The organism is Synechococcus sp. PCC 7335 (assembly GCF_000155595.1).
Classification (GTDB): Bacteria; Cyanobacteriota; Cyanobacteriia; order Phormidesmidales; family Phormidesmidaceae; genus Phormidesmis.
In genome coordinates, this window is sequence record NZ_DS989904.1 from 2,101,243 (window position 1) to 2,114,964 (window position 13,722).

The window sequence follows — 13,722 nt, forward strand, 5'->3', positions numbered from 1 at the left end:
AGCTTGACTGCGAGAGCTACAACTCGAGCAGGTACGAAAGTAGGCCTTAGTGATCCGACGGTTCCGCGTGGAAGGGCCGTCGCTCAACGGATAAAAGTTACTCTAGGGATAACAGGCTGATCTCCCCCAAGAGTTCACATCGACGGGGAGGTTTGGCACCTCGATGTCGGCTCATCGCAACCTGGGGCGGTAGTACGTCCCAAGGGTTGGGCTGTTCGCCCATTAAAGCGGTACGTGAGCTGGGTTCAGAACGTCGTGAGACAGTTCGGTCCATATCCGGTGCAGGCGTAAGAACATTGAGAGGAGCCTTCCTTAGTACGAGAGGACCGGGAAGGACGCACCGCTGGTGTACCAGTTATCGTGCCAACGGTAGACGCTGGGTAGCCAAGTGCGGAGTGGATAACCGCTGAAAGCATCTAAGTGGGAAGCCCACCTCAAGATGAGTGTTCTCATGGAGTTAATCCAGTAAGGTCACGGGAAGAAGACCCGTTGATAGGTTCTAGGTGGAAGTACAGTAATGTATGTAGCCGAGGAATACTAACAGACCGAGGGCTTGTCCTTCTTGTCTATCACTAGACGCAATGGACAACCCAACAGCTTTCTTAGGTCTAACGACCGTTTCTATGCAGTCTCTCAAGGCTCTAGCCTGACAACATTCCTGGTGTCTATGGCGCAGTGGACCCACTTCGACTCCATCCCGAACTCGATTGTGAAACACTGCAGCGGCGAAGATAGTTAGGGCGTAGGCCCTTGTTAAAATAGCTCGATGCCAGGTCCATTCTTAGCCAGCTTCTCTGACGCTCACAGTTAGAGAAGCTGGCTTTTTATCTGGGTTGTTATTATGGGTATGCTTATGAAATGCAACCGTAAACGAGGCTCGCTCTGAAGATGGCTAGTGTTGGATTGAATAAGTGGATTGTTAGTGGCAATCTAGCAGCAGATGCTGAGGTTAAAACAGTTGATTTGAAGAGTGGTAGTAAGGCAAATGTTGCGAAGGCGACTATCTATGTGCGAGGTGTGCGACATCGTGAGGAGTCATTCACCGTTGCTTTGAGCATTTGGGAAAAGTCAGTCGCTTGGCGAACATTGCCCTACTTGAAGAAGGGGTCTTTGATTATCTGTACTGGTAACGTTGAGCCGAGTCCTTTTATCTCGAAGGTAGATAACTGTCCTAAGGCCGGCCTGAACATGACTGTACTCGATATTGACCTCGATATCATTCGTAGTACAGATGAACTCGCTGAGACGTCGGTGGTCGATGATGCTTCCCTGAACGGTGAGGTGGCTGCTGTCTCTTAGCTGTATGAACTAGGTTTTAGTTTTGATAGGGCTTAGCTAACCGTTGGCTAGGCCTTTCACTTTGGGTGATAGGTTGCTATCTGATAGGTTTCGATTTGTGTAGCCTGAATGCGTAGGGGAATTTCTTTAGTGGTTTGCTATACTCACTCGTTCGGTACACGAAGCGAGTGAGTTCTTTCTAGGCTTCATAGCTTCTCGGTACGCTTCGTGGTTATGGTATGAATAAAGTCCTACCTACAGATTAACGTCAACGTATACCTGCTTGATTAGAAACTTAAGGCAACCAGAAACTAGGGAGGAGCTGCTGACTAACGTTGCGAGCAGTACGATTAAGCAGACGAGCCATTTGAATATGAGGTTCGTCTGGAACGATAGGAATGATATTAGCTGGCAGGCCTGTATCAAACTTCGCGATGACTTTGTTAGCAGCTTCTAATCCTGTAACGTAGGCTTTTTCTTGAGACCAAGAACCATGGCGGGTGACGATCCAATCGCCACTCATAAATACGTTTGAGAAGCTAGTGGTACAGGGTAACAGGTAGCGGTAACTGCCGGGCGCAAAATGGGTAACGCCCTGACGAATACGAACAACGCTGTAGTCTACAACTTTCGCATTGCCGAAGGCCATAATACAGCCAGCAAGGTCCTTCTGAACTAGGGGAAGAACTTGCTCATCGCTAAGACCTAGAAGCTGGTTGGCATGGTAATAGTCGACTTCAACGACAGTGCCAGGTTCGCTATTGTATTCGTCGTGTAGGGCATTGAGATCGAAAAAAGTCCAGCCAGTGGTCTGATGAAAGCCAAAGCATGCGTTCGAAGGCAGGGGGATATCAATCTTGCGGTCGAACCAGAGCCGGGCAGCGAGTACGTCTATACCATTAAGGTTAAGGATGTCGCGAAATTCAGGGCGATCGCGCAGAACATCACTCTGCGCCACAATCTTCTTCATCCCTGTAATCCCGACTGAGAAAACTACCGCATCTGCTTCAAAAACTTCGTCATCGCAGATAACAGCATCAATTTCGTTATCGACACTCACTCGAACATCAGTCACTCGACGATGAGCTAGTATCTTTCCACCAGCCTTCTCAATCTGGTCCACCCAGGGCCGAAAAATCATCTCGCCAACCGTGCCACGACACCAGCGAACATCGAAATCGGGCTGATGTGCCAGGATAAAGTAGTACAGCATTCCAAGTGCCGCCGCTGCTGAGCACTGTTCACCAGGTGCGAACAAACCGACTAGCAACATCGGCTCAAACGATTCCTTGTAAAGACGTTCGGATACGCCATACTGCTTGAATAGTTCGCGAGCAGTCATATTGTCATAGCGTTTCCAAGCTTCGTCAGAATTATCAAAATCGACTAGGGCATAGAGCAATGGCAGCGCAGACATCCGATCTATCAGCGGCAGGCGTTTAAAACGGGTGTAAAGGAAGGTGCCTAGCGGTGTCGGCAAATAGGGTTCGCGTTGAAAGATGGGTGATTCAACCTCCAGGCCAGCGGGCGAATACTGGGAGGAACGTGTGTAGGGCGTGAATGGCTGAATGCCTAATTCGTCGGTTAGCGCAAAGATATTGCTGTAGGGATACCAGAAACCGTGAATACCCGCTTCTACAGAGCGTCCCTTCGGCGTTTTCCAGCCGGCAACCAGACCACCGGGGAATGCACCTGCTTCGAGGAGGGTAACTGCATAGCCCTGCTTTGCTAGATGGTAGGTAGCTCCCAGCCCAGCCCAGCCTGCGCCAACGACAACGACTTTCTTTTGATCCAAAGCATTAGACATAGTATTGATAGAAGTATAGAAAAAAGCCACGGGTTAATCCGTGGCTTTTTGTTTACTGCTTAGAAAGTTCAAGCTCAGCTAACACCAATCAGAGCAGGCTCTTTGGCAGGGAGGGCTGTAATCTCACCATCTTTGTCAATATCGAAGACAACAGTATCACCGTCTTGAAGTGTGCCTGCAAGAATAGCTTCAGCAAGGCGATCTTCAACCAGACGAGAGATCGCTCGGCGCATCGGTCTTGCACCATAGCGCTGATCGTAGCCCTCTTCAACTAGACGATCTTTAAAGGCTTCCGTCATGTCGAAAGAAAGATTGCGATCGCCTAATCTTTCGCCAACCTGCTTCAACAGAATTTCAGCAATTTCCTTAACCTCTGCCTTCGTAAGCTGGCGGAAGACGATAATTTCGTCGATGCGATTAATCATCTCTGGCCGGAAGAACTGCTTCATTTCTTCATTCACGAGGTTGCGAATGTTGTTGTAGCGACTAGTCATACTATCTTCTTCAGTTAGTTCGAAGCCTAAGCCCCCACCCCCTTTCTCAATGACCTTAGAACCAATATTCGAGGTCATGATAATTAGTGTGTTCTTGAAGCTAACCTCACGGCCCTTGGAATCAGAAAGATGACCATCATCTAATACCTGCAAAAGGATGTTAAATACATCTGGATGAGCCTTTTCAATCTCATCCATCAGGATAACGCTGTAAGGTCTGCGACGAACGGCTTCAGTCAGCTGACCTCCTTCGTCATAGCCAACAAATCCCGGAGGGGAGCCAATAAGTTTAGAAACGGTATGCGACTCCATAAACTCAGACATATCCAGTCGAATCATCGCTTCTTCGGAGCCAAAGACTGCGCTTGCCAGCGCTTTAGCTAGCTCGGTCTTACCCACACCAGTCGGACCAGAAAAAACTAGGCTGGCAATTGGGCGATCAAGTCCGCGCAAACCAACGCGAGCCCGGCGTACCGCTCTAGAAACAGCTTCTACAGCTTCATCTTGACCTACTACTCGCTCGTGCAACGTCTGTTCGAGATGCATCATCATTGCTGATTCAGTCTCTGTGATGGCATTTACAGGCACGCCTGTCCAAGAAGAAACAATATCTGCAATATCTTCATCGCTTACTTCGGGCTGGTTGATGATTGAAACATCACCCTCTAAAGTGTCCTGAATTTTCTGGGTCAGTGCAGATTCTTTCTGGCGTAAAGTAACAGCTTGGTCGTAATCCTGCTGCTGGACCGCTTCGAGGATATTCTTTTGAACCTGACGCAACTCACTGCGCAGCTCGCTAGCTGGAATATTGCGAGAATAGCGCAATCGAACTCTAGAACCCGCTTCATCAATCAGATCGATTGCTTTATCGGGCAAATGCCGATCTGTGATGTAGCGATCACTCAACGTCGCTGCTGCTTCCACCGCTTCGTCAGTGATATTTAGGCGATGGAACTGCTCGTAGCGACTGCGCAAGCCATATAGAATTTCGACCGTGTCTTCTACAGAAGGCGGTGCAATCGTCACTGGCTGGAAGCGACGCTCTAAGGCAGCGTCCTTCTCAATGTGCTTACGATACTCGTCTAAAGTCGTTGCACCAATGCACTGCATTTCTCCCCTAGCCAAGGCTGGCTTAAGCAGATTAGCAGCGTCCATACCGCCTTCTAAAGAACCTGCGCCTACTAGCGTATGAATTTCGTCAATCACTAAAATGACGTCTTGTGATTTACGTACTTCATCAATCACCTGAGTGATGCGTTCTTCAAAATCACCTCTAAACCGGGTTCCCGACACCAGCAAACCCATATCCAAGCTAATGACTCGTTTATCGATCAGAGCTTCGGGAACATCTTGGTTGACGATACGCTGGGCGAGACCTTCGGCGATCGCAGTTTTACCTACGCCAGGTTCACCAACCAGCACTGGATTGTTCTTGGTGCGACGTCCCAAAACCTGAACAACACGCTCAATCTCTTGGCGACGACCAATCACTGGGTCGAGCTTTCCTTCAGCAGCCACCTCAGTTAGATCGGTGCCGTACTCTGTTAAGACGCTACTATCCGACTTACGCTCTTTCTTTTGACTACCACCAACACGGCCTGAAGCAACAGGGGTACTTTCACCAATCACTCGAACAAGCTGAACCCGTATTTTTTCTGGATCCACATCTAAGTTCGCAATCACCCGGTAAGCAACGCTCTCAGAATTTTGAGTAAGGCTGAGCAATAGGTGCTCAGGCTCTATGTAAGGATGGTCAAGCTTACGAGCTTCTTGAAAAGCCTGCTCGAATACTTGTTTGACCTTAGGCGTAAAGGGAATCTCGACCGGACCATTACCAGAGCCTCGACCAATGATTGACTCGACCTCGGTACGAGCATTCGCTAAGTTGATGCCAAATTCGTCTAAAACTTTGGCGGCAATGCTAGTGTTCTCCTTAATGATGCCGAGCAGCAACTGTTCGCTGCCGACAAAGTTGTGACCCAGGCGACGGGCCTCCTCTTGCGCCTGCATGATGACCGCGATTGCTGTGTTTGTAAAATGCTCAAACATATCTTGAGAAACCTCGAACCCAGTTTTTGTGGTTCGCCTGTTGCTTGTTGTAGAAGCGCATAGGTCTAGGCTGTGTGTCTAGGCTACATGACGACAATAGGCAAGGCGTCCCATTTATTTTCGCTGGCTTTAGTTAAGTTATTTGTCTACTTATGTCAATATGATACTTGTATTTCAGTTGTTCTGGTACAAAGGAAAGCCGTAATCGGTAGTGTGTTTTCCGTAATACACAAAAGACTAGCTAAATATCCAGATGGTTATTACAAGCGTATATACCTTAGTATACAAAACTTTATTAGGTTGCTTGTCTACCCAAATGTTCTGTTTAGAAGATCAGAAAAATTGCTTTTAGGAAGCTTGGTTGAAATATACCCAAAACAACCACAATAAAAGATGGATTTGGATATTGAGTTGGGCGTGAAATTATACCCACTGTATATGACTTGCTATAGGTGGTATGTCGACTAGCTATCAAAGTCAGCTACGCAGACAGCAAGAATATGAAGATCTTGATCCGTTATAGCTTCGATACGGTGAAAGCCTTGAAGAGTATAGGCAGGTGCGGCGCTACCAGCTGTTAGAGAACCGTCCGTAGTCAAAGCGATCGCATAGGGATGGACAATCTGTTCGTAGCTATCAACCACATTAAGCGCTATTCGATCAGGATGCACTTGGCCATAGAAGCAGTCAAACGAAGAACTTGGCTGGTAGAAAGCACCGATGGTCTGATTGTCAGCAACGGTGAAAATGGCATAGGAGGTGCCAAGTTGGTCGCGCTGGGGACTTTGACCAAATAGATAGATACCATCTTCTAAAACAGCAGTATCTTTAACATGAGAAATGACCTGGCTAAACACCTGAGCGTTAATAGAATTAGCTGAGGTCTGTGCCACGCTAACAGTAAAGGAAGATCCGAGTATTGCTCCAAATACCGTCAAAGATAGTAGCGTTTTCCTATACTGATGAGCTGATTTTGTCATGGCGAGTGGCCTTTAAAGAGCGATTTAAGGAAGTCATCTGTGGGTGCTTGATCAATAGAAAGTTAAATGCTTCGTGCTATAAACTTCGTTGGCTTTGGGTAACTATCTTTTGAAGGTTTTAAGTTTTAGGTTGGCCTTTTGCTAACTAGGTAGAATTGTCTAAGTCGAATTATCTAAAAACTGTTTGCTAAAACCGCAATAGGGCTGAGCTAGTAATAGGACAGTTGTTGGAAGTGGCTGTTAAAAGACCCTGACTGCTAGAGCCTAAGCGCTTCTAAGCGGCAAACACCTCTGTTATAAGTAAGACTTTCTAGGCCAATAGATAGTAGACATAGAGCGTGACCAGACAAAGCGATCACACAAAGCAAGCTGAGACTTGGAGAGATCTCCAATATCAGCTAAGAGACTTGGATGGACAGGGCTATAGGGAATACAAGTGGATCAAGGGCGATTACGAATTTCCTGAGTTCAAGCTGAGCGTGGACTATGTGCAGCGCGATCCTTTTGCTGCGCCTAGTCGCATTTGTATTCAGCTATCTCAAGTATTCGCAGGCTTCCCATCTAGGTGGATGACCGACCATGTGAGCCAAGTTGCGATCGCCGACTATCTAACTAGGCGAGTAGCTCAAGTGGCCCAGTCTTTGCAACAGAAGAGAGGGCCTGGGAAGAGTGGCACGATTGAGGTTGCTGCGCCAAGCCAAGCAATATTACGGCGAACAGCAGTTTGGATAGAGGCCGATGTGATTGAAGTCAGGCTAACAGTTGGACTACCGGCTTTTGGTAGACGGATAGCAGGTATGGCAGCAGCGGCTTTGCTATGTGAGGATATACCGCTGCTGGTTTCGCAGTGTCTAAAATACGAAGCACTAGAGTCAGCTGCGATGGAACGTCATATTCATGTCCTAAAAGATGCTGAATCGCTACGCCATCAGCTCGCAGAAAAAGGACTCGTTGCATTTGTAGCTGCAGGTGCTTGTTTGCCTCGCTGTAGTGGAGTTGATGAAAGACCACTTGACGAAGCCGCCGACCGCTTTGTTCCACCTACGGACAGCTGCATCGCTCTAAAAACGCCTCACAGCGGACTAGTCCACGGGCTAGGGATTCGAGCTGGTGTGACCGTGATTGTTGGAGGTGGCTATCACGGGAAGTCTACGCTACTACGAGCTATTGAGCAGGGAATCTACAACCATGTGCCGGGAGATGGGCGTGAGCAAGTCTTATCCGATGCCAGAACGGTAAAGCTACGGGCAGAAGATGGACGAAGCGTAGTGGGCGTGGATATTTCTCCGGTGATTAACCATCTACCGCGCGGCAGGGATTCACGGAGTTTTTCAACGAAGAACGCTAGCGGCAGTACGTCTCAAGCAGCGGGACTATCAGAGGCGGTGGAAGCTGGGGCGAAGGTGCTACTCATTGATGAGGACACAGCAGCGACAAATTTCATGATTCGCGATCGCAAGATGCAAGCGCTGATCTCGAAAGACAAAGAACCGATTACACCATTCGTCGACAAGGTGCGTCAGCTGTATGACGACTATGGGATCTCGACCATCCTAGTCATGGGCGGCAGTGGCGACTATTTTGACGTAGCAGATACGGTCATTGCCATGGAAGACTATCAGCCCAGCGTTGTGACAGCGCAGGCAAAGGTGATCGCCCGCACGGATCCGAGTCCTAGACAGAAAGAGGGCAATCGAGACTTTGGACGTATCACCTCACGAGCTGTTTTGCCAGGCAGTCTGCCTAAAGGCTCAACGAGGAAGGATGGTTCGCCAAAAGTGAAGGCACGCCGAGACAGTTTGATGTTGGGCGGGGAGATAATTGATTTGCGAGCGATTGAACAAATTGTTGAGGCGCATCAGGTAAACGCGATCGCTCAGGCAATTATCTATGCAGACCGCTGGTACTTCGATCCTAAAAGATCCCTAGGCGAAGTACTCGATCTGATCATGGCTGATATTGAACGAGGCGGGCTAGATGCCTTAGCAGATCGTTCATCCACCAGGCATTACCGGCTGGGAAATCTAGCGATGATTCGACGATTTGAGCTAGCCGCAGCGATTAACAGACTTAGAACTATCCAGGTAAAAGCTATGTAGAGGAGATAAGTGCTTTATTTTAATGTGGAGAGAGAATATATTAAGAACTTATTAAAGCACCCTTCCTTTCTCTGCCTGAGTCGATATGGTGTAGGGAAGATACCTCCTAACTGCGTCTCTTGCTTCGTTTGACTTCACTCTTCTTAAAGGTGACCGAACGGAGCTTTTTTTAGGATTGGTCTATGCTCCAAGGTGGCGCTCAAGGGGGTTTATGGCTACCTGAGAGTTTCGATTAGATTCAATAGCCCACTAACTCAGAGCATGACGTTAGCTCTGCGCCTTCGGCGACACAGTTCTCCCAAACGATCCGACGCCCAATTGCCTCTGGAAGTTGTTCTTTCTTCGCGAGCGCTTTTGCGAACCATACCAAACTCTTATCGGTATCGTTTTGTCCTGCTAGAATCTGCGCCTTTAGATAGAACAGCTCAGGGTTACTTGGGGCTGCCGCGAGAGCTTTATTTACTGCAATCAAAGCATTATCGTACTGGTCAAGGTCTCGGTAGCCAATGGCAATTGTGCGCTGAGTCGCATAGACCGGATGACTGTGCTGAGCCATTCTGGTAATAGCCTGCTCCGGATTAGTGAAAGGAAGATTAACTGCCAGCATGAGATCCATTGAGCCTTTGAGCAAGTTAAGCTCAGAATCTTCGGCATTAATTCTTTCGGCAGCTTCTAGCTCATCAAAAATGCTTGGAAGCATACCAAGCGCTCTAGGTACGCCCTTGGCCATGCCTTCTGTCTTTAGCATATGGGCTCCTTCTAAGAAAAGTCCCACTGCTGTGTAGAGATGACCGCGCAATCGATCAGTTTCTTTTAGAGCGGCGGCCGTTGCTTGAGTTAAGGCTGCTCGGCGGCCAACTTCTTCTAGACCAGCACTCCCCTTGAAGTAGGCCATAGCAGCTATCAGCGCATGAACTAAGGGTTCATCAGCTTCGTAAATTTCGGCTCTGGTCAGTGCGGCGTCGGCCGCGACATAGTTACCCTCTTCAAAAATAACTTTGAAAGCCGCTTCTGTATGCTCGCCAATGTCGTGGCCTTCAGTAGGCCTAAAAGGATCGGCGGCTAATGTGAGAGGAGCGATTCCGAAGGTGGCTGCCCCTAAAATAAAGCCAAGTAGTCGCGATGCTGACCGAGCGTTTGGAAAGGCCGTCATATTTATCGTCAGCAGAAATGAAGCGGAGTTCTCTAGATAGAGTATACCTATGTAATTCTGACGAGATTTTGCTAGTTGTAAAGGTTTACTTGATACATTCTCAAGCACATAGATACAGCATATATACAAAAAGACAAGTAGAGGAAACAGTTTGAGCATTGTTTTGGCAGGCGATCGCAGCGGTACTGGGAAAACGACTCTGACGCTGGCCTTACTCGCTGCGCTGAAAAACAAAGGCCGCTGCGTTCAATCTTTTAAAGTAGGCCCGGACTATATCGATCCTATGTTCCATAGCGCTATCACCGAGCGACCTTGCTACAACCTCGATCCGGTTCTCACTAGTGAAGGGTATGTCAAACAGAGTTTTTATCAGCATCAGTTAGGCGCTGACTTTGCTGTAGTCGAAGGCGTTATGGGCTTATTCGATGGGGCTACGGGGGTAGACGATACGGCTAGTACAGCTCATGTCGCTCGGCTGTTGGAATTGCCAGTGGTGTTAGCGGTTGATTGTGGGTGTATGGCACGTTCTATAGCCGCTTTGGTGCAGGGCTATAGAATGTTTGATCGCCGAGTGAACATCGCTGGTGTGATTTTAAATCGCGTAGGCAGCGATCGCCATCTCCAGTTGCTTCGTGAGGCGCTAACACAAATCGAAATGCCGATCCTGGGTGTATTTCGACGAGAGAAGGATATTGAGCTGCCCAGCCGCCATTTAGGTTTAGTCCCAGCTGCCGAAGTCAGCACGTTTGGGAAGATTGCAACGCGGCTAGCGACCATCGGAGAACGGTGTTTTGACTGGGAAAAGCTGGAGCCGATCTTGCATAGAGAAGAGAGCGAGGGTAGAAGGTTAAAGGCGCAGAAGCGCAGTAGTGTACCGACTGATAGACCTGTCAGGATGAGCGGTGCCCGTAGCGTGAGAATTGCGATCGCCCGTGATGATGCCTTTAATTTCTACTATCCTGATAACTTTGAAATTCTCTCAGCTCACGGTGCGGAGCTGATCTTCTGGAGTCCACTACAAGATCAAACGTTGCCAGTAGTAGACGGACTCTATTTCGGCGGTGGGTTCCCAGAAATCTTTGCGGCCGAGCTAAGTAAAAACAAATCTATGCGACTTTCTATCCGCCATCTTGTAGAAAGCAAAATCCCGACCTACGCCGAGTGCGGCGGATTAATGTATCTCAGCGAAACTTTGATCGACTTTGCTGGAAATATGTGGCCGATGGTCGGAGTGATTCAACAAACTGTCGAAATGGGCAAGCGACTAACTTTAGGCTATCGAAGTGCTCTAGCGCTGGGAGATGGCCCCCTACTAGTCAATGGACAAGCTGCTATCGGTCATGAGTTTCACAGATCTAAGATTATAGAGACATTGACTCTCCCAGCTTACGAAACGCGGCGATATTGGGGAGAGGTAGAAGATCCGAAGCATGAGGGCTATCAGTTGTCTCACCTACATGCCTCGTATGTACATCTGCACTGGGGAAGCCAGCGGCAGCTAGCAGAACGATTTGTTCAAAACTGTCTGCAATATCGCCAACAGCTCACCGAATCGAGATTGATCGAGTTTGAACATTAGCCAATTCTTTTCACGACATCTGCCAAAGCCTCTTTCGGCGCAGAATAGTCAAAAGAAAAGCCCGCTGCTTGGGTTCGCTCTGGGAGCACTTTTTGTCCTTTGAGCACTACAACCGCGCCATCGCCTAATAGGGCCTCGATTGCAAAGTCAGGCACCGGCAACCAGGAAGGTCGATCCATCACTTCGCCCAACGTCTGACAAAGATCTTTCATCCGAACGGGTTCTGGAGCGGTGCCGTTGTACACACCGTGCATAGACGAATCGAGCAAGGCCTTTAAAAAAAGGCTGACCAAATCATCGATATGAATCCATGAAAACCACTGCTGCCCACTGCCAATCGGTCCACCGGCATAGAGTTTAAAAGGCATGATCATTTTGGCGATCGCCCCGCCATCTCCCAACACAATTCCGGTCCGAATAATTGCTACCCGCACACCAGCACTTTTAGCCTTGTTTGCCTCAGCTTCCCACGCCTGACAAACCTGTGATAGGAAATCATTCTCAGCTGGAGTGCTCGTCTCAAAGAACTCGGCTGTCTCACTGGTTCCGTAATAGCCAATTGCTGATCCACTGACTAGGACAGAAGGCTTTTGCTCAGCGTTAGCGATCGCCTCTACCAGCTTTTGGGTACCAAGCTTGCGGCTATCTAAAATTCGGTTTTTGCGCTCGTCCGACCACCGTTCGGAAATAGACTCACCTGCTAAGTTGACAACCCCATCACAACCAGAAATTTCTAGCTGCCAATCGCCAGATTGAAGCGGTGTATAGGCTACATATTCAACCGGCTTGAACTTACTGCCAGTGAAAATCTTTTTAGCTTTAGTGACACTGCGGGTAAATACTTTCACATCGTGGCCTTCATCGAGCAAACGCTCGACTAAGCGAGAGCCTACAAAGCCTGTAGCACCCGTAATGGCGATTTTCATAGCGAGTATCGTATCCCTTGAATCATTCAACTGCTCTTTATAGTAGCGATCTAGGGCAGTGTAGGAACACTCGCTCTAGAGATAAGCAGAAGCTAAGACGACCACGGCTCTAACGCTCTATCCTTGTAGAAGCTTAATCAAAGTGCATGAGGACAAGAGAGAGTGCAGCCTTCCGAGTATTTACAGCAGGTGATCACACAGAAGATTGAACAAAGCCCAGATCACCGGATCACGTTTGCTCAATTCATGGATCTAGCGCTGTATCATCCCCAAATTGGCTATTACGCTACGCCGAGTAGTTCTCTTGGCTCGCAAGGTGATTTTGTTACCTCTCCTCATATGAGTCGTGACTTTGGTGAAGTGGTGGCAGAGCAATTTGTCGACATGTGGGAAAAGCTGGGTCGGCCCGATCCGTTTGATCTAGTAGAGATGGGAGCAGGTCAAGGATTGGTGGCCGAAGATGCGATCGCCTATCTTCAATCTCATCATCCTGACTGTTTTGCCACCCTCAGCTACACCATCGTTGAAAAATCGGATTCACTCAAGGCAGAACAGCAGCAGCGCCTAAGGCATTGGAATGAGCAGGGAATTTCTATTCGCTGGCAGAACTTTGATGCGATCGCGCCTAGCTCCATTACCGGATGCGCCTTTTCTAATGAGCTAGTCGATGCCTTCCCCGTTCACTGGGTAGAACTACGCGACCAAAAGTTGCAGGAGATCTATGTCATTCATACTGAAGAAGGCTTTTTAGCCCAGCTAGGAGACCTTTCTACGCCTAGCTTAGCAAGCTACTTCAGACGAATTGGCATTGACCTTAGCAACTACCCAGAAGGCTATCGAACAGAAGTTAACCTGTCAGCACTCGAATGGCTTGCTCAAATTGCCGACAAGATAGACAGAGGTTATTTACTCACGATTGACTACGGATACAGTGCTCAGCGCTATTACAGCCCTGCTCGCACAGAAGGAACCCTACAGTGCTATTACCAGCACAATCATCACAGCGATCCGTTTATTCACATTGGGGAGCAAGACATCACGGCGCACGTAGACTTTACCGCCATAGAAACGCAGGGAAATGAAGTTGGGTTACAAAGCCTTGGATTCATTCAGCAGGGATTGTTTTTGATGGCGTTGGGGTTGGGCGATCGCCTTCAAGCCCTCTATGAGATCAACTCAAATAGAACCGCCGACCCAACTGATATTCAGGCCATCATGCAGCGCCGCGAAGTCCTGCAGCAGCTGATCAATCCAATGGGCTTCGGTAACTTTGGCGTGCTGATTCAAGCTAAGGGACTAACGGCCAAAGAAATCGCCAGCCCCCTAAAAGGACTGACGATTCCACCAATGGTATAGA

9 protein-coding genes, 1 rRNA gene and 3 other annotated features are annotated in these 13,722 nt (G+C 48.5%); of the genes, 5 read left to right on the plus strand and 5 right to left on the minus strand.

Features of this window, described 5'->3' with window-relative positions:
• Positions 1-87: a sequence feature (23S ribosomal RNA rRNA prediction is too short), on the plus strand.
• Between the two features lie 20 nt (positions 88-107).
• Positions 108-267, plus strand: a sequence feature (23S ribosomal RNA rRNA prediction is too short).
• Positions 268-286: 19 nt separating this feature from the next.
• Positions 287-549: a sequence feature (23S ribosomal RNA rRNA prediction is too short), on the plus strand.
• 108 nt (positions 550-657) lie between these two features.
• Positions 658-775, plus strand: a 5S ribosomal RNA gene (gene rrf, locus S7335_RS09225).
• A 113-nt stretch (positions 776-888) separates the two neighbouring features.
• Entirely contained in the window at positions 889-1,299 is a 411-nt protein-coding gene (locus tag S7335_RS09230; RefSeq protein ID WP_006455128.1) for a single-stranded DNA-binding protein, read from the plus strand.
• A 274-nt stretch (positions 1,300-1,573) separates the two neighbouring features.
• Here S7335_RS09230 and S7335_RS09235 read toward each other — a convergent pair whose 3' ends face one another.
• The 3 genes from S7335_RS09235 to S7335_RS09245 form a co-directional block, all read right to left on the minus strand.
• Positions 1,574-3,115: an FAD-dependent oxidoreductase gene (locus S7335_RS09235; protein WP_006455313.1), complete on the minus strand. Its 1,542-nt coding sequence runs from the start codon at positions 3,113-3,115 to the stop codon at positions 1,574-1,576.
• Between the two features lie 44 nt (positions 3,116-3,159).
• Positions 3,160-5,628, minus strand: coding sequence for an ATP-dependent Clp protease ATP-binding subunit (locus S7335_RS09240; RefSeq protein WP_006457609.1), 2,469 nt, complete (start codon positions 5,626-5,628; stop codon positions 3,160-3,162).
• A 464-nt stretch (positions 5,629-6,092) separates the two neighbouring features.
• Positions 6,093-6,608: a hypothetical protein gene (locus S7335_RS09245; protein ID WP_006454133.1), complete on the minus strand. Its 516-nt coding sequence runs from the start codon at positions 6,606-6,608 to the stop codon at positions 6,093-6,095.
• A gap of 338 nt (positions 6,609-6,946) precedes the next feature.
• Between S7335_RS09245 and S7335_RS09250 the strand changes: the two genes are divergently transcribed.
• Complete coding sequence (locus S7335_RS09250) at positions 6,947-8,707, plus strand: ABC-ATPase domain-containing protein (RefSeq protein ID WP_006455739.1); 1,761 nt, start codon at positions 6,947-6,949, stop codon at positions 8,705-8,707.
• Between the two features lie 238 nt (positions 8,708-8,945).
• Here S7335_RS09250 and S7335_RS09255 read toward each other — a convergent pair whose 3' ends face one another.
• The gene (locus S7335_RS09255) at positions 8,946-9,860 is read right to left on the minus strand and encodes a Sll0314/Alr1548 family TPR repeat-containing protein (protein WP_006456402.1); all 915 of its coding nucleotides are present in this window, start codon (positions 9,858-9,860) and stop codon (positions 8,946-8,948) included.
• Positions 9,861-10,011: 151 nt separating this feature from the next.
• On the opposite strand from S7335_RS09255, the gene S7335_RS09260 reads away from it, so the two are divergent.
• Positions 10,012-11,439 carry a cobyrinate a,c-diamide synthase gene (locus S7335_RS09260; RefSeq protein WP_006456521.1) on the plus strand — a complete coding sequence of 476 codons (1,428 nt, stop codon included), beginning with the start codon at positions 10,012-10,014 and terminating at the stop codon, positions 11,437-11,439.
• Here S7335_RS09260 and S7335_RS09265 read toward each other — a convergent pair.
• Positions 11,436-12,365: a TIGR01777 family oxidoreductase gene (locus S7335_RS09265; RefSeq protein ID WP_006453783.1), complete on the minus strand. Its 930-nt coding sequence runs from the start codon at positions 12,363-12,365 to the stop codon at positions 11,436-11,438. The genes S7335_RS09260 and S7335_RS09265 overlap by 4 nt on opposite strands.
• Before the next feature lie 162 nt (positions 12,366-12,527).
• On the opposite strand from S7335_RS09265, the gene S7335_RS09270 reads away from it, so the two are divergent.
• Complete coding sequence (locus S7335_RS09270; RefSeq protein WP_006455962.1) at positions 12,528-13,721, plus strand: class I SAM-dependent methyltransferase; 1,194 nt, start codon at positions 12,528-12,530, stop codon at positions 13,719-13,721.
• Position 13,722 lies beyond the last annotated feature (1 nt).

What these genes read in the sequence shown, in the direction of transcription:
- S7335_RS09230 (WP_006455128.1), top strand. Translation starts at nt 889, where the DNA reads ATGGCTAGTGTTGGATTGAATAAGTGGATTGTTAGTGGCAATCTAGCA.
- S7335_RS09240 (WP_006457609.1), bottom strand. Translation starts at nt 5,628, where the DNA reads ATGTTTGAGCATTTTACAAACACAGCAATCGCGGTCATCATGCAGGCG.
- S7335_RS09245 (WP_006454133.1), bottom strand. Translation starts at nt 6,608, where the DNA reads ATGACAAAATCAGCTCATCAGTATAGGAAAACGCTACTATCTTTGACG.
- S7335_RS09255 (WP_006456402.1), bottom strand. Translation starts at nt 9,860, where the DNA reads ATGACGGCCTTTCCAAACGCTCGGTCAGCATCGCGACTACTTGGCTTT.
- S7335_RS09265 (WP_006453783.1), bottom strand. Translation starts at nt 12,365, where the DNA reads ATGAAAATCGCCATTACGGGTGCTACAGGCTTTGTAGGCTCTCGCTTA.